Source organism: Streptomyces sp. NPDC045846, from assembly GCF_056431605.1.
In genome coordinates this window covers 56,274-72,121 of record NZ_JBWKKJ010000001.1, presented here as the reverse complement: position 1 = coordinate 72,121, position 15,848 = coordinate 56,274, and the positions used below count along the sequence as shown (strand labels likewise).

Annotated in this window: 13 protein-coding genes; 7 read left to right on the top strand and 6 right to left on the bottom strand. The window is 73.7% G+C overall.

The window, feature by feature from the left end; genetic code table 11:
- Positions 1-33 precede the first annotated feature (33 nt).
- Positions 34-807: a hypothetical protein gene (locus tag AC07F3_RS00320; protein WP_479108932.1), complete on the top strand. Its 774-nt coding sequence runs from the start codon at positions 34-36 to the stop codon at positions 805-807.
- Positions 808-814: 7 nt separating this feature from the next.
- Here AC07F3_RS00320 and AC07F3_RS00315 read toward each other — a convergent pair whose 3' ends face one another.
- Entirely contained in the window at positions 815-1,099 is a 285-nt protein-coding gene (locus AC07F3_RS00315) for a hypothetical protein (RefSeq protein WP_479108930.1), read from the bottom strand.
- A 152-nt stretch (positions 1,100-1,251) separates the two neighbouring features.
- Positions 1,252-2,010 (bottom strand): GntR family transcriptional regulator, encoded by a 759-nt coding sequence (locus AC07F3_RS00310; protein WP_479108928.1) that lies wholly within the window; start codon positions 2,008-2,010, stop codon positions 1,252-1,254.
- 124 nt (positions 2,011-2,134) lie between these two features.
- Here AC07F3_RS00310 and AC07F3_RS00305 point away from each other — a divergent pair, with 124 nt between their 5' ends.
- Positions 2,135-2,971, top strand: a complete 837-nt coding sequence (locus tag AC07F3_RS00305) for a (2Fe-2S)-binding protein (RefSeq protein WP_479108926.1) — start codon at positions 2,135-2,137, stop codon at positions 2,969-2,971.
- Between the two features lie 193 nt (positions 2,972-3,164).
- On the top strand, positions 3,165-4,226 hold the full coding sequence (locus AC07F3_RS00300) for a DUF2637 domain-containing protein (RefSeq protein WP_479108924.1): 1,062 nt from the start codon (positions 3,165-3,167) through the stop codon (positions 4,224-4,226).
- A gap of 71 nt (positions 4,227-4,297) precedes the next feature.
- On the opposite strand, the gene AC07F3_RS00295 is transcribed toward AC07F3_RS00300, so the two are convergent.
- Positions 4,298-4,765, bottom strand: a complete 468-nt coding sequence (locus tag AC07F3_RS00295) for an ATP-binding protein (protein ID WP_479108922.1) — start codon at positions 4,763-4,765, stop codon at positions 4,298-4,300.
- 140 nt (positions 4,766-4,905) lie between these two features.
- Here AC07F3_RS00295 and AC07F3_RS00290 point away from each other — a divergent pair, with 140 nt between their 5' ends.
- On the top strand, positions 4,906-7,995 hold the full coding sequence (locus tag AC07F3_RS00290) for an alpha-mannosidase (RefSeq protein WP_479108920.1): 3,090 nt from the start codon (positions 4,906-4,908) through the stop codon (positions 7,993-7,995).
- A gap of 22 nt (positions 7,996-8,017) precedes the next feature.
- Here the strand turns inward: AC07F3_RS00290 and AC07F3_RS00285 are convergent, their stop codons facing one another.
- The 3 genes from AC07F3_RS00285 to AC07F3_RS00275 form a co-directional block, all read right to left on the bottom strand.
- Entirely contained in the window at positions 8,018-9,874 is a 1,857-nt protein-coding gene (locus AC07F3_RS00285) for a serine/threonine-protein kinase (RefSeq protein ID WP_479108918.1), read from the bottom strand.
- A 166-nt stretch (positions 9,875-10,040) separates the two neighbouring features.
- Positions 10,041-11,783, bottom strand: coding sequence for a pyruvate dehydrogenase (locus AC07F3_RS00280; protein WP_479108916.1), 1,743 nt, complete (start codon positions 11,781-11,783; stop codon positions 10,041-10,043).
- 27 nt (positions 11,784-11,810) lie between these two features.
- Entirely contained in the window at positions 11,811-13,415 is a 1,605-nt protein-coding gene (locus tag AC07F3_RS00275) for a protein phosphatase 2C domain-containing protein (protein WP_479108914.1), read from the bottom strand.
- Between the two features lie 441 nt (positions 13,416-13,856).
- Between AC07F3_RS00275 and AC07F3_RS00270 the strand changes: the two genes are divergently transcribed.
- From AC07F3_RS00270 to AC07F3_RS00260, 3 genes are all read left to right on the top strand, one after another.
- The gene (locus AC07F3_RS00270; RefSeq protein ID WP_479110551.1) at positions 13,857-14,837 is read left to right on the top strand and encodes a helix-turn-helix domain-containing protein; all 981 of its coding nucleotides are present in this window, start codon (positions 13,857-13,859) and stop codon (positions 14,835-14,837) included.
- A gap of 79 nt (positions 14,838-14,916) precedes the next feature.
- Positions 14,917-15,399: a DUF456 domain-containing protein gene (locus tag AC07F3_RS00265; RefSeq protein WP_479108912.1), complete on the top strand. Its 483-nt coding sequence runs from the start codon at positions 14,917-14,919 to the stop codon at positions 15,397-15,399.
- Positions 15,400-15,475: 76 nt separating this feature from the next.
- Complete coding sequence (locus AC07F3_RS00260; protein WP_479108910.1) at positions 15,476-15,841, top strand: PPOX class F420-dependent oxidoreductase; 366 nt, start codon at positions 15,476-15,478, stop codon at positions 15,839-15,841.
- The last annotated feature ends 7 nt before the right edge of the window (positions 15,842-15,848 follow it).

Here is a 15,848-nt window from a genome sequence, read left to right as displayed (position 1 = left end):
GCGCTCGGGGAGGGCAACGTGGCGCATACCGCCATGTCTGGTTCCGGAACGACTGCAGATGACGGGGATCCGCTCCAGACCGCGGTATGGCGGCTGCGCTCGCGCGGCTGCTGGACGGACGCCGCCGCGCTGCTCGAACCTCATGCGGGCCGGGCATCCGGCGCGCTCCAGCGCAGCGCCCTGCTGACCGAGCGCTGTGTGTACACCGAGTCCGGCTGGGCCGAGGCCGACGAGGCGCTGCGGGCCGCGGAGGCCGTCGCCCGCAGCGACGAGGAGCGCGGCGCCGCCGCCTGCGAGCGCGGCTATCTCGCCTACGCCTCCACGCTGTTCGGGGTGCGCGACCGGGCGGACGAGGCGCGCTCCGCGTTCGGCCGGGCCGCCGCCCTGACCGCGCTCGCGGGACGCGGCCGGGCACTGCTCGACTTCCGGCGCGGGCTGCTCGCCGAGAACGTCGCCGACGCGCCGCAGGCCGCCCGCGCCGCCTACGTCCGGGCCCACGAGGGCGCGGCCGCGCACGGCGACACCCTGCTGCTGTCCTTCACCTGGCGCCATCTGGCCGGACTCGCCCTGCGCGAGGGGGAGTTGGCGGAGGCGCGGCACGGCTTCACCGAGTCCCTGCGCATCCGGGAGGAGCTCGGCTACCTCATCGGCACGGCTCCCGCGCTCGCCGCGCTCGCCGACACCGAGGAGGAGCCGGTCTCGACCCGGCTGCGCACGGAGGCGGCCCGCCTGGTGCGCCTGCTCGGCGTCCCCACCTGGCTCGCGGCGCATCTGGGCGCCGCGCCGCCCCGGCCGTCCGCCGTGTGACGGTCCGTCAGTTGGACGAACGGGCGTCGTCCACCAGGGACTTGAGATGGCTCGCGGCGTGCTGGGCGTATCCCCACAGCGTGGCCCGGACCTCCGGGTGGCCCGCGAGGTAGACGACCGCCGCGACCAGCAGGACGAGCTGGAGCAGGCAGGTGAGCCGGCCCGAGGAGCCACGACGACCGGAGACCTGGGCCAGCCGGTGCGCCTCACGCCCCTGGTCGGACGCGCGCCGGGCCGCGTCGGCGGCCTGTCGGCTCTGCCATTGCTGCTGCTGTATCTGCTGCTGTTGCATCCACGGATCCGGCATGGTGGTCCCCCGAGGTGCGCTGTGTCCCTGTAGGGCCTGGGACGCGGCGGTCGACGGCCCGGGTTCCTCGGCGGCGGCTCTGTTGCACGGCGCGGACGCGGCCGTGACGGGCCGGGGCCAGGCGCCACGGGCTCCGCTCAGAGCGCGGAGCCCGTGAAGTGTTCCCGTACCAGCGACTGCACGACGGGCAGGTTCTGGGCGCACAGCGCGTCCAGGAGGGCCAGGTGCTCGGCGGCGTCGGCGACCAGGTCGGCGCGGCGCGCGACGGGCGCCGCGGTCAAGGGCCACTGCGCGCGCCGGTGCAGGTCGTCGGCGACCTGGACGAGCTGCTGGTTCCCGGCCAGGGCGAGGACCGCCCGGTGGAAGGCGCGGTCGCACTCGGCGTAGCCCGCCCGGTCGCCGGTGGCGGCCGCCTCGGTGGTGGCCTCGGCGAGCGGGCGCAGCTCGGCCCAGCGGGCCGCCGGGACGGTACGGGCCAGCCGCAGCATCACCGGGACCTCGATCAGGGCGCGCACCTCGGCGAGCTCCGCGAGCTCGCGGGGGCTGCGCTCGGTGACCCGGAACCCCCGGTTCGGGACGACCTCGACGGCGCCCTCGATGCTGAGCTGCTGCATCGCCTCGCGCACGGGCGTGGCGGAGACGCCGAACCGCTCGCCGAGCGCCGGAGCCGAGTACACCTCGCCGGGCACCAGCTCGCCGTCGACCAGGGCGGTGCGCAGCGCGGCCAGGATCTGGCCGCGCACCGAGTGGCGGTGAACGGCGCGGGGCGCCGGGAGCTCGCCGTGGGTGTGCTCGCCGCGCGCGTCGCCGAGGCGCTCCCCGCCGCGGGGCTGGCCGGGGATCCGGGGTGACCCGTATGGAGGCACCACCGCCTCGCGCGCTCTGCCCTGCTCCACCCCGGCCTCCTACGGCTCCGCCTGCCCCACACAGACCATAGGCGGACAAAGCGCGAGTTCAAACATCGCCCTCATCCGCTAAGGTAAGGCTTACCTGCCAACGATCGTGATTCGGTGGTTCCGCATGACCGTCTCCACCCTGCTGCCCAGTCCCCTCGCCCCCTCCTACGCCCGCCTCGCCGAGGTCTTCCCCGGTCTCGGGATCAGGGAGTTGACCGGTTCGGAGCAGGCGCCGAGCGGCGCGGGCTGGGTCGGCGCGGCGGAACTCGCGGCCGGCGGCGCGGCCCTGGACGCGTTCCTCGCCTGGGACCACGCGCAGGTCGTACGGGACTACGGCCACCAGGCCCGTCCCGACGTCATCGCCTCCTTCGGCTTCCACCGCTACGCCTGGCCCGCCTGCCTGCTCGTGACGGTGCCGTGGTTCCTGCACCGCCGGGTGCCGCGGGTGCCGGTCGCCGACGTGGCGTTCCAGCGGACGACGGGTCACATCGCCGTGCGGGTGCGGGAGTTCGCCTGCCTGCCGGACGATCCGGCGGCCGCGCTGCCCGGCGCCCGGGTCGTCGCCGACGAGGAGGCACTGCGGGGCGAGGTGCGGGCCGCGGTGGCCGAGCACCTCGGGCCGGTCCTCGAAGGCTTCGGTCCGCGCATGCGGCGGGGCCGGCGGGCCCTGTGGGGGATGGCCACGGACGAGATCGTCGAGGGCCTCTGGTACATCGGCTCCCTGCTCGGCGAGGAGCCCCGCGCGATGGCCGAGCTCGACGCGCTGCTCCCCGGCACCGCGAAGCCCTATGTCGGCACGCCGGGCTTCCGGGAGCTGACCGCGCCCGACGGGCGGCGCCTGGCGACCCGCGACCGGGCGAGCTGCTGCTTCTTCTACACGGTGCGCCCCGAGGACACCTGCGTGACCTGCCCGCGCACCTGCGACGCCGACCGGGTGCGGCGGCTCAGCGCCGCCTCCTGAAACCATGCCACCCGTCCGGGTGAGCGCCAGTCGAACTCAACTCGCGCGCCGGGCACGGCAGTTCGAACGATTCCCCCCTATCCGACTGCCCTCGCGATCCGTTGGCGCCCTCTTGCCCCGAAACCCCCTGCCGCCCCGTACGGCAGGAGCAGTATGGCGGCCGATACGCCCTACGCGATGCAAGGGACACCGCATGCGACTGACCGACATATCGCTGGACTGGCTGCTTCCGGGCGGCGTGATGATCGTGGGGGTCGTCGTGGCTCTGGTAGTGCTCGCGCGCGGCAAGCGCGCCGGTGACAACGCCACCGGCGACGACTCCTGGGAGCGCAGCGAGGAGCGCCGCAGAAGGAAGGAGGCGGTCTACGGCACCGCTTCCTACGTGCTCCTGTTCTGCTGTGCGGCGGTGGCCGCCGCACTCTCCTTCCACGGTCTGGTCGGCTTCGGCCGGCAGAACCTCAACCTGACGGACGGCTGGGAGTACCTGGTCCCGTTCGGCCTCGACGGCGCGGCCATGTTCTGTTCCGTGCTCGCGGTGCGCGAGGCCAGTCACGGCGACGCGGCGCTCGGCTCGCGCCTGCTCGTGTGGACGTTCGCGGGCGCCGCGGCCTGGTTCAACTGGGTGCACGCGCCGCGCGGCATGGACCACGCGGGCGCCCCGCAGTTCTTCGCCGGCATGTCGCTCTCGGCGGCGGTGCTCTTCGACCGCGCGTTGAAGCAGACCCGCCGGGCGGCCCTGCGCGAACAGGGCCTGGTGCCGCGGCCGCTGCCGCAGATCCGGATCGTCCGGTGGCTGCGGGCCCCCCGGGAGACCTTCGGCGCCTGGTCGCTGATGCTCCTGGAGGGCGTGCGGACCCTGGACGAGGCGGTCGAGGAGGTGCGCGAGGACAAGCGCGCCAAGGAGGAGAACAAGCTCCGCAGGCGGGACCAGGAGAAGCTGGACCGGGCGCACTTCAAGGCGCTCAGCCGGCAGAACCGGACCTGGGGGCGCGGCAGGAACGGCGGCCGCCAGGTCGACGTCCCGGGGATCGGCGCCGGGCAGGGCTCCGCGCAGCCCAAGGCTGTCGCGGAGCCGGCCATAGCGGAGCCGGGACAGCTGCCGCTGCGCAACCGGCCCTCCCTCCTGGCCGTCGGGACCGCTGAGACCTCGGCGGCCCGCACCGTGGACCTCACCGCCGAGGACGACACCCAGGCGCTTCCCCGGCTCGACTCCCTGGAGCGCAAGCTCAAGGACCTTGAGCAGCAGTTCGGTTAGCCCGCCGGGTCGTGCGGTCCCCCGCGACCCGGCCGGGCAAGCGGTGCGCGGCAGGCTCCCCCGGGGGCGCCTCAGTACCGCGACACCGTCGCGTCCCCGAGTTCGAACCAGACCACCTTTCCCATGCCGTGCTCGCGCACGCCCCAGGCGTCCGCGAGCGCTTGGACGAGCAGCAGCCCCCTCCCGTGCGTACCGTCGTCGGCGGACGGTGCGTGCGGCGTCGGCAGCGCGGCCACGAAGTCCCGTACCTCCACGCGCAGCCCGGACTCCCCCACGGTCGCCGTCACCACGGCTCCGTGATCGGTGTGCACCAGGGCGTTGGTCACCAGCTCACTGGTGAGCAGTTCGGCCACGTCCGCCGCGCCCGCGTGCCGCGAGGGACCGAGGAACTCCCTCAGCGCGCGACGTATCTCCCGCACGGCGGTCAGATCCGCGTGCCCCACTCTCCTGCGCAACAGGCGCTGGTCCCCCTGCTGCGCATCAGGTGTCCGGACGGGCCCGCTCCCCGCGGCGCCGAGCCCTGCCTGATGCCCTGTCATAACCCCCACCTGCACGATGCGACGACCCTTCCCCCTCGAACACGCACACGGGATGCATGCCCAACCGGGCCGTGGTCACTCATGGTGATTCCTCAACGACCGAACGGGCATGCCTTCAGGGACCCGCGGGAGGAGACCGCATGCATGACGACCGAGCTCTGGTGGAGGGACGGCTGGAGCGGGCGCTGCGCCAGTTCGTCCGCCCGGCGCGGTACGCCGCCCGGACGCCGCTGACCCTCGCCGTCTGGCACGCCCCGGGCGAGCCGGTGCCCGTCGCCGAGGCCTTGACGGCGGCATACGAGCCGTTCGCGCCCGGTACGCGGTGGGGGCGGCCGTGGTCGACGAGCTGGTTCCGGATCGAAGGGCGGGTGCCCGCGGCGTGGGCGGGTCGCAGGGTCGAGGCGGTCATCGACCCCGGTTTCACCGGGGAGGGGCCGGGCTTCCAGGCCGAGGGTCTGGTGTACGACGCCGCGGGCGTCCCGCTCAAGGGCATCCACCCCCGCAACCGGCATATCCCGGTGGCAGCGCGTGCGACGGGCGGGGAAGAGGTCCGGCTGCTCCTTGAGGCGGCCGCCAATCCGGCGGTGCTGCACGACTTCGAGCCGACCCCGCTCGGGGACGTGCGGACCGCGGGGCATCAGCCGATCTACCGATTCGCGTCTGCCGATCTCGCCGTACTCGACGACGAGGTGTGGCACCTGGTGCTGGACGTGGAGGTGCTGTCGGAGCTCATGCACGAGCTGCCCGCCGACCGGGCCCGCCGGCACGAGATCCTGCGGGCCCTTGAGCGCATGCTGGACGCGCTCGACCTGCACGACGTGGCCGGCACCGCGGCGGCCGCGCGCCGCGAGCTGGCCGACGCCCTCTCCCGGCCGGCGGGCCCGAGCGCCCACCGCGTCTCGGCGGCGGGCCACGCGCACATCGACTCGGCCTGGCTGTGGCCGCTGCGCGAGACGGTCCGCAAGGCGGCGCGCACCTTCGCCAATGTGACCGCGCTGGCCGACGACTACCCCGAGCTGGTCTTCGCCTGCTCCCAGGCGCAGCAGTACGCGTGGGTGCGCGACCACCAGCCGCACATCTGGCGGCGCGTCAAAAAGGCTGTGGAACAGGGGAATTGGGCGCCGGTCGGTTCGATGTGGGTGGAGTCGGACGCCAACATGCCGGGCGGTGAGGCACTGGCCCGCCAGATCGTGCACGGCAAGCGCTTCTTCCTCGAGGAGCTCGGCGTGGAGACCGAGGAGATCTGGCTGCCCGACTCCTTCGGCTACACCGCGGCCTTCCCGCAGCTAGCGAAGCTGGCCGGGGTGAAGTGGTTCCTCACCCAGAAGCTGTCGTGGAACCAGACCAACCGGATGCCGCACCACACCTTCTGGTGGGAGGGCATCGACGGCACCCGGGTCTTCACGCACTTCCCGCCGGTGGACACCTACAACTCCCGCCTCCACGGGGCCGAACTCGCCCACGCGGAGCGGAACTTCAACGAGAAGGGCCTGGCCACGCGCTCCCTGGTCCCGTTCGGCTGGGGCGACGGCGGGGGCGGGCCCACCCGGGAGATGCTGGAGAAGGCGCGTCGGCTGCGCGACCTGGAGGGCTCGCCGCGGGTCACCGTGGAGAAGCCGTCGGCGTTCTTCGAGGCCGCGCACGCCGAGTACGGGGAGCGGGCCCCGGTGTGGTCGGGCGAGCTGTATCTGGAGCTGCACCGGGCGACGTACACGACCCAGGCCAAGACCAAACAGGGCAACCGCCGCAGTGAACACCTGCTGCGCGAAGCGGAGTCCTGGGTGACCGCCGCGGCCCTGCGCTCCCCCGACTACAGCCCGCCGTACGACGCTCTCGACCGGCTGTGGAAGACGGTGCTGCTGCATCAGTTCCACGACATCCTGCCCGGCTCGTCGATCGCCTGGGTCCACCGCGAGGCGCGCGAGACGTACGCGCGGGTACGCGAGGAGTTGGAGGGCGTCGTCGCGCACGCCGTCCGGGCGCTGGGCGGGGAGCGGCGGCCCGCCGTGCTCAACGCCTCGCCCTACGCGCGCGCCGCGGTGGTCGAGGTCGCCGCCGAGGACGCGCCGGACGGCCAGCCGCTGCCCGGCGGCCGGTCGCTGATCGCGGTCCAGGCCCCGCCCCTCGCGGCCACGGCACTGACCCGGGCGGCCACCCGGCAGCCCCCGGTCACGGTGACGCGGGACGGCTCAACTCTCGTACTGGACAACGGACTTGTGCGGGTCGGCGTCGACTCCGACGGGCTGCTTCGCTCGGTCCGCGACCTCACCGCCGATCGTGAGGTGCTCGCTCCTGGCAGCCGGGGCAACCTCCTCCAGCTGCACCCCGATCATCCCAACCAGTGGGACGCCTGGGACATCGACCGGCACTACCGGCGCCGCCACACCGACCTCACCGGCGCCGATTCGGTCGAGCTGGTCGAACAGGGGCCGCTGCGGGCGGCCGTGCGGGTGGCGCGGAGCTTCGGGAGTTCACGGCTCGTGCAGGAGATCCGGCTGAGCTGCGGCAGCCCGCGGATCGACGTCGTCACGGAGGTGGACTGGCGCGAGTCGGAGAAGGTGCTCAAGGCTGCGTTCCCGCTCGACGTGCACGCCGAACGGTCCACCGCCGAGATTCAGTTCGGCCATGTGCACCGCGCGACGCACGACAACACAGGCTGGGACGCTGCCCGGTTCGAGATCTGCGCGCACCGCTGGCTGCGGGTCGCCGAGCCCTCGTACGGGGTGGCCGTGCTCAACGACTCGACGTACGGGCACGACGTCACCCGGGTCCCGCACGGGAGCGGGCTCGGCACCACTGTGCGGCTGACGCTGCTGCGGGCCCCGCACAGCCCCGACCCGGCGACCGATGTGGACCGGCACCGCTTCACCTACGCCCTGCTGCCGGGCGCCGAGGTGAGCGACGCCGTCGCGGAGGGGCTCGCGCTGAACCTGCCGCTGCGCGTCGCACCGGCCGCCGAGACCGCGCCGCTGGTCACCGTGGACTCGCCCGCGGTGACGGTCGAGGCGGTGAAGCTCGCGGAGGACCGCGGCGGCGACGTGGTGGTCCGGCTGTACGAGTCGGCGGGCGGCCGCGCCCGGGCGACGCTGCGGCCCGGATTCCCCTGCGTCCGCGCGCAGTTCACCGATCTATTGGAACGGCCGCTGGACGAGGCCCCCCTCTCGGCGGGCGGGATCGCCCTGGAGCTGCGGCCGTTCCAGATCGTGACGCTGCGGCTGCGCAGGGGCTGACCGCTCGGCCGGGGAGGCTCGTCTAGTAGGGCACCGTGCCGCACCAGGTCTGGGCCCAGGCCGAGGCGCCGTACTGGTTGGCCGCGCGCACCGCCACGCAGATCTCGTCCCCGGAGAACGGGCCGTTGATCGTGTAGCTGGAGCCGCCGGTGGAGTAGATGGTGTCCACGCTCTTCTTCGTGAAGTTGCTGCCCTTGTTGGTGTAGTGGACGTCGTACCGGGTCGCGCCCGAGACCCCCGACCAGCTCACCGCGAGCGGCATGGAGCACGCGCCGACGCAGGAGTTGGTGTACTCGACCTTGTATCCGGTCATGGCGGGCGGCGGGGACCCGGCGGACGAGCCGCCCGAATCGGCCGGGCCCGACGAGCCGGACGCCCCGGATGAGCCGGACGCCCCCGACGATCCCGTCCGCCCGGACGCCCCGGACCCGTCACCGGCGCCGCCACCCGCACCGCCTCCGGCGCCCTTGGTGGAGCCGCCACCGGGTGCGCTGCCGCCACCGTTGGCGCCGCCCGGGGCCGGCTGACTCGCGCTCGGCGGGGCGCTCGGCCCCTTCGATTCGCCCTTGCCCTTGCCGTCGTCCGGACCCTTGCCGCTCTGACTCGGTGACGGGGAACTTCCGTTGGCGCTGGGCGAGTTGAGGCTGCCGGGGGTGGCGCTCGCGGTGACTCCGGGCGTCTGGGCGCGGGCGCTGCCCCCGTCGCCGTTCGCGAACGGCTGGAGCACGGCGATCGTGCCGCCGCCGACGGTGAGGACGGCGATGACGGGCAGCACGACGAGTCTGCGGCGACGGCGGGGCCGCTCCTCGCCCTCCCGCCGGGTGTTGCCCCCCGCCGCCGGGTCGACGCCAGGAAGCAGGGCCCCCGGCCGCAGCCCGACGGTCGCCCGGTCGACCGGCTCCTCCCGCAGCGGCGTGGCCTCGGCGTCGAGCAGCCGCGCGGACTGCTGCGCCAGCCGCGCGACGACGCGGGCGGGCAGCCAGGCGCCGCGCGCGGCAGCCGGACGCGGCCGGTCCGGGTCGGCCAACAGCTCGTCGACGCCCGGTCGTTGGTCGATCTCCTTGGCCAGGCAGCGGGAGATGAGCGACCGCAACGCCTCGTCCTCGACGCCGGCCAGATCGGGTTCGCCCTCCACGATCTGGAACATCACGGCGTGCTGGTTGCTGGCCCCCTGCCCGAACGGCAGCTGCCCGGTCGCGGCGTACGTCAGCACGCACCCGAGGGTGAACACGTCGCTCTTGACGCCCGCGCTCTGGCCGCGCACCTGCTCGGGCGACATGAAGCCGGGAGAGCCGACGGCCATGCCCGTGCTGGTCAGCAACGACTCGACGGACGTCTCCAGGGCCCGCGCGATCCCGAAGTCGATGACCTTCGTGCCGTCCACGGTGAGCATCACGTTGGACGGCTTGAGGTCGCGGTGCACGATCCCCGCGCCGTGGATGTCCTTGAGCGCCTTCAACAGCCCGTCGGCCAGCGCGTGCAGGGAGTCGGTGGGCAGCGGCCCGTGCCGCCGCACGATCTGTTCGAGGGAGAGCCCGGGCACGTACCCCGTGGCGACCCACGGCGGCTCGTCCTCGGGGCCCGCGTCGAGCACCGGCGCCGTGTACCGCTCCCCGACCTTGCGCGCCGCCTCGATCTCCCGGCGGAACCGCTCCCTGAACTGCTCGTCGGACACGTGCTCCTCGTGCACGACCTTCACGGCGACGGTGCGCCCGCTGTCCGACCGGGCGAGGAACACCCGCCCCATGCCCCCGGCGCCGAGCCGCCCCAGGAGGAGATACGGCCCGATGCGGGCCGGGTCGCTCACCGCCAGCGGTTTGATGCCGCCGTTGACGTAATCGTCCTTCTCGACGTGCTCGTCCCCGTTCGTACCGCTCATGATGGTGTGCGTCCCCCGGCCCTTCTCGCCTGGTCATCGGCGTAACCCGGTTGAGCGTAGCCGCTGTTGAGGTACCGGGTGAAGGTGAGGACGCGGGGGGTGGGCAGGCGGTTCGGTGCGGCGCGGTGAAGGAGTGGTGACCTTCTCGCCCCTCCGCGCCCGCTCCCTACGGCCTCGGCACGTTGCGCAGGTTGGAGCGGGCCATCTGGAGCATGCGGCCCACCCCTCCATCCAGGACGATCTTGCTGGCGGAGAGCGCGAAGCCCGACACCATCTCGGCGCTGATCTTCGGCGGGATGGAGAGCGCGTTGGGGTCGGTGACGATGTCCACCAGGGCCGGGCCCTTGTGCTTGAAGGCGTCCTTGAGGGCGCCCGCGAGCTGCTTGGGCTTCTCGACGCGCACCCCGTAGGCCCCGGCCGCCCGGGCGATGGCCGCGAAGTCGGGGTTGTGGTTGGTCGTCCCGTACGAGGGCAGCCCGGCGACGAGCATCTCCAGCTCGACCATGCCGAGCGAGGAGTTGTTGAACAGCACGATCTTCACGGGCAGGTCGTGCTGGACCAGGGTGAGGAAGTCACCCATCAGCATGGAGAATCCGCCGTCCCCGGACATCGAGATCACCTGGCGGCGCCGGTCGATGAACTGGGCGCCGATCGCCTGCGGCAGCGCGTTGGCCATCGAGCCGTGGCTGAAGGAACCGATGATCCGGCGCCTGCCATTCGGTGAGATGTAGCGCGCCGCCCACACGTTGCACATGCCGGTGTCGACCGTGAACACGGCGTCGTCGTCGGCGAGTTCGTCCAGCACGGAGGCCACGTACTCGGGGTGGATCGGGACGTGTTTGTCGACCTTGCGGGTGTACGCCTTGACGACGCCCTCCAGCGCGTCCGCGTGCTTCTTCAGCATCTTGTCGAGGAAGCGGCGGTTCGTCTTGGTCTTCACGCGCGGGATCAGACAGCGCAGGGTCTCCTTCACGTCGCCCCACACCGCGAGGTCCAGCTTCGAGCGGCGGCCCAGGTGCTCGGGGCGCACGTCGACCTGGACGATCTTGACGTCGTCGGGCAGGAAGGCGTTGTACGGGAAGTCGGTGCCGAGCAGGACCAGGAGATCGCACTCGTGGGTCGCCTCGTAGGCCGCGCCGTACCCGAGGAGGCCGCTCATCCCGACGTCGTAGGGGTTGTCGTACTGAATCCATTCCTTGCCGCGCAGCGCGTGCCCGACGGGCGACTTGATCCGCTCGGCGAACTCCATGACCTCCGCGTGCGCCCCGGCGGTGCCGCTGCCGCAGAAGAGGGTGACCCGGTCGGCCGCGTCGATGAGCGCGGCGAGCTGGTCGATCTCGCTGTCGCCGGGCCGCACCGAGGGCCGGGAGGTGACCAGGGCGTGGTCGATCGCCTTGGCGGGGGCCTGCTCGGAGGCGATGTCGCCGGGCAGGGACAGGACGCTGACGCCGCCGCGGCCGATCGCGTGCTGGATCGCCGTCTGGAGCACCCGGGGCATCTGCTTCGGGCTGGAGATCAGCTCGCTGTAGTGCGAGCACTCCCGGAACAGCTGGTCGGGGTGGGTCTCCTGGAAGTAGCCGAGGCCGATCTCGGAGGAGGGGATGTGCGAGGCGAGGGCGAGGACCGGGGCCATCGAGCGGTGCGCGTCGTACAGGCCGTTGATGAGGTGGAGGTTGCCGGGGCCGCACGACCCGGCGCACGCGGCCAGCTGCCCGGTGAGCTGGGCCTCGGCGCCGGCCGCGAACGCGGCGACCTCCTCGTGCCTGACCTGGATCCAGTCGATGGCGGAGGTGCGGCGGATGGCGTCGACGACGGGGTTCAGACTGTCGCCGACGACTCCGTACAACCGCTTCACGCCCGCGCGGACGAGGATGTCGACGAACTGCTCTGCAACATTCTGCTTGGCCATGGGTCCATCAACCCATGCCCGTGGCCGTCACGCCTCCCAGACCGCGACGGCCGTGCGGTCGTCGGCGTATCCCTTCACCCTCAGCCCCACGTCGGCGAGGAATCCGGCGAGCCCCGGCGGCTCGGGGCGGGCCCAGCGTTCGGCGAGTTCCTTGGCGAGGGCGGCCTCGCCGCGCAGGGGTTCGGCGAGGCCGCCGCTGCACAGCAGGAGGGTGTCGCCCGGGCGGGCCACGGAGGCCCGGAAGCGGAACGGTTCGCCGGGCGGCGGGGGCGGGTCGATGTAGGGGCGGGCGGGCTCGACGGTGCCGAGGTCCATGGTCAGGCGGTCGCCCTGCGGGGTTTCGGCGGGCGCCGAGCCGAAGCCGACCACCGGCGCCCCGAGGACCTCGCCGGGCTCGGGCACGGCCGGCTCTATGTCCTGCCAGACGCCGCCGCGCAGCCGGAAGAGCCCGCCGTGGCCGATGCCGAAGAACACCCGGGTGCGGCAGGCGGGGTCCGCGGAAAGAAGCAGACAGCGCAGGCTCGCGGTGTACTCCTCGGGCTCGGCCCCGAGCTCGGCGGCGCGGGCCCGCAGCATTCCGTAGCTGCGGTCGGTGAGGCGGTGCAGGCCCGACTTGAGGTCGCCGCGCCGGCCCGCTCTGATGTCCTCGGCGAGGCGGACGTGGCTGCGGCCGATGGCGCCGCCGATCCACTGGCAGGCGTCCGCGGCGGCGAGGTGGGCCCGGTCGCTGGTCCGCGCGCCGCTGGCCACGGCAACCAGGACCAGGGCGTTCTCGTCGGCGCCGAAGCGGGCGGTGAGCAGGGCGTCGCGGCGCGGCTCGCCCCGGAAGCGCGCGGAGTCCCCGCGTGAGGAGGCGGCCCGCAGGACGTAGGCGCCGTAGCGGGCCCCGTCGAGCACCGTGTCGGCGACGAGTTCGCCGAGCTCGTCGGGCCGGGCGGCGGGCAGCGCGGTGGGCTCGGCGTCGTAGGTGGGCGGACCGTCACCCACATGGCCGGTACGGGGCCGGGGCACCGGGACGAACTGCTCGGGCGGCGCGGTCTCGGGCGGGCCGAACTGTTCGTCGGGGGCGGTCATCGGTGGGCCGGACGGGTCGATCATCGGGGCGCGGCGGTCGCGCCGGGTGCTCGCGCGGCGCGGCTCGTGGGCGGCTCTGGCCGGATCGGGCGGGGCGGTGATCGGCGGCGTATCGGGGGGTGTGCCTTCGGCCACGGCGCCCGGATCCGGCGGGGCGCCCTCCGTCCAGCCCGGCGGCAGGTCGGGCAGCGGGGCCGGGGCCGACGGCGGGGGTGGGGCCGACGGGACGGATTCCCACCAGGCCGCGGGTTTTCGCGGTTCGGGCGGGGTTTCGGGCGGCTCCCAGGGCGCCCGGGGCTGGGGAGCCGGGGCTGCGGCCGCGTCCTGCGCGGTGGCGGGTGACGCGGCGTGTTCCGCGGGCGGATGCGTCGCCTTCGCACCCGCCGCGTCGGCCGGGCCCGGCGCCACCACGGCCGAACTCACCGTGTCCGCCGCCGAGTTGAAGCGGTCGTCGAGACTGTCGCCCGAACGGTCGGGCCCGGCGTCCGGTGCCGACTCGTCGTACAGCCGGTTCCACCAGTCGTCGTCCCGCGTTGGCCTCTCCCCCTGCTGGCTCATGCCCTTATTGTCCACCGCTGGAGGCATACGAAAACGGGGCATCGGGAAAATGTGCTCAACGGACAAGTGTGGCAACGGGGCCGGAGGCCCGGCGGGCCCCCCGAGGGACAACCGGTCGCGCGGTGGGCGCACGGAGTGCGCGTTCCGCACGACCTGGAACCGTCCCCGCCCACCACAGCCTTGCCTCCGGCGATTGAGGCGAGAGCGGCCGCGATGGCCACCCCCGAGGCCGTACGCGATATCGGGCGGATCGCTCCCACTGGATCATTCCAGAACAAAGGGGATCATTCCCGATGGTCCCAAGTGCCGCGCCCCCAGCGGCTGTTGGGGCTGCGGTGGCTCGGCGCTGGCCGCGCGGCGGGCGGTCCGGGGATGATGTCGTGCGGCGGTTTTGCGCCGGGCGGTCTCCCGCCGTCGCGCAGGTGAGGAAGGCGGTCCGTGGTGCTGGGAGCGATAGGGCTCGACGAGACACAGGAGTCGGCGTACCGCGCGCTGGTCGCGGTCGGCGCGGCCGAGGTGACGGACCTCGCGCACCGGCTAGCACTGCCCGAGAACGAGACCGAGCGGGCGCTGCGCCGACTGGAACGCCAGGGCCTGGCCGCCCGGTCCTCGGCCCGCACCGGGCGCTGGGTCGCGGCGCCGCCCGGTGCCGCGCTCGGCGCGCTGCTCACCCGGCAGCGCCATGAGCTGGACCAGGCCGAGCAGGCGGCGGGGCTGCTGGCCTCGGAGTACCGGGCCGAGGCCTCCGCGCCGGCCGTGCACGACCTGGTCGAGGTGGTGACCGGGGCGAGCGCGGTCGCCCACCGCTTCCGCCAGCTGCGGCTGGGCGCGGCCGACGAGGTGTGCGCGCTGGTGACGGGGAAGCCGCTCGCGGCCACCGGGATGGACAACGAGCCCGAGGAGCGGGCCCCGGACCGCGGGGTGGTCCACCGGGTGGTGGTCGAGCGCGAGGTGCTGTCGCTGCCCGCCGGGATCGTCGAGCTGTCCGCCACGCTCGGCCGCGATGAGCAGGTGCGCACGGTGGACCGGGTGCCCACCGAGCTCGTGGTCGTGGACCGCGGCCTCGCGATGGTGCCGCTGACCGGCCGGGGTGCCGAGCCCGCCGCGCTCGTGGTGCACGCCAGCGGGCTGCTCGCATCCCTGACGGGGCTCTTCGAGGCGGTGTGGAAGGACGCGGTGCCACTGCGGCTCGGCGGCGGGGGCCACGGCATCGTCGAGGAGGACCGGGGCCCGGACGCGACCGACCTGGAGATCCTGTCGCTGCTGCTGGCCGGGATGACGGACGCCAGCGCCGCCAAGCAGCTGGAGCTGGGCCTGCGCACCGTGCAGCGCCGGGTCAAGGGCCTGATGGAGCTCACGGGCGTCACGACCCGACTCCAGCTGGGCTGGCACGCCTACGAACGGGGCTGGGTGGCCCGCTGAGCACCCCACTCCCCCGGGACCCGGCGGGCGCGAACGCTCCGGAACTGCGGGAACGCGCCGTTTACCGCACCCTGGGCAGATGAGCGTGTGGCAGCTCCTCGCGGTCGGGGCGGTGATGCTGATGGGCCTGTGCGGCGTGCTGGTCCAAGGCGTCCCCGGGCCCGCGATCGTCTGGGCGGCCGTGCTGTGGTGGGCGCTCGACGACATCACCGGGCTCGCCTGGAGCATCCTGGCCGGCGCCACCGGCGTGCTCCTGCTGAACCAGGCCCTGCGGCCCTTCCTGCCCCCGCGCCGCTTCAAGGCGGCCGGGGTGGTCAAGCGGTCGGTGCTCACCGCCGCGGCGGCCGCGGTCGCGGGGTTCTTCGTGCTGCCGGTGATCGGCGGGATCGCCGGGTTCGTCGGGGGGCTCTACGCCGCCGAGCGGGTACGGCTCGGCAGCCGCGGGGACGGCTGGGCGTCGGCCCGCACCGCGCTGCGCGCGGGCGGCTACTCGGTGATGGCCGAGCTGTTCGCCTGCCTGCTGGTGGCCGGGGCGTGGCTGGGCGCGGTGGTCTGGGGCTGAACCGGGGCGGCCGCGGTCCGAAGACCCGTGACGGCATCTTGGTGACGTGTGGCGGCGGGCGTGTGAGGGTGGCCCCATGACCGAATTCAGCGAGGCCGAGCGCGCGTACCTCAAGAGCCAGCGCCTTGGCCGGCTCGCCACCGTGGACGGGAAGGGGCAGCCGCAGGCGAACCCCGTCGGGTTCTTCCCGCAGGACGACGGGACGATCCTGATCGGCGGGTACGCGTTGGGCACCACGAAGAAGTGGCGCAACCTCCAGGGCAACCCGAGGGCCGCCCTGGTGGTCGATGACGTGGTGAGCGTGCGGCCGTGGAAGGTGCGCGGGGTGGAGATCCGCGGCCGGGCCGAACTCCTCACCGGGCCACACGAGTTGGGACCGCACTTCAGCGAGGAGCTCATCCGCGTCCACCCCGACAAGATCCACAGCTGGGGCCTGGAGTAGGCCCGGG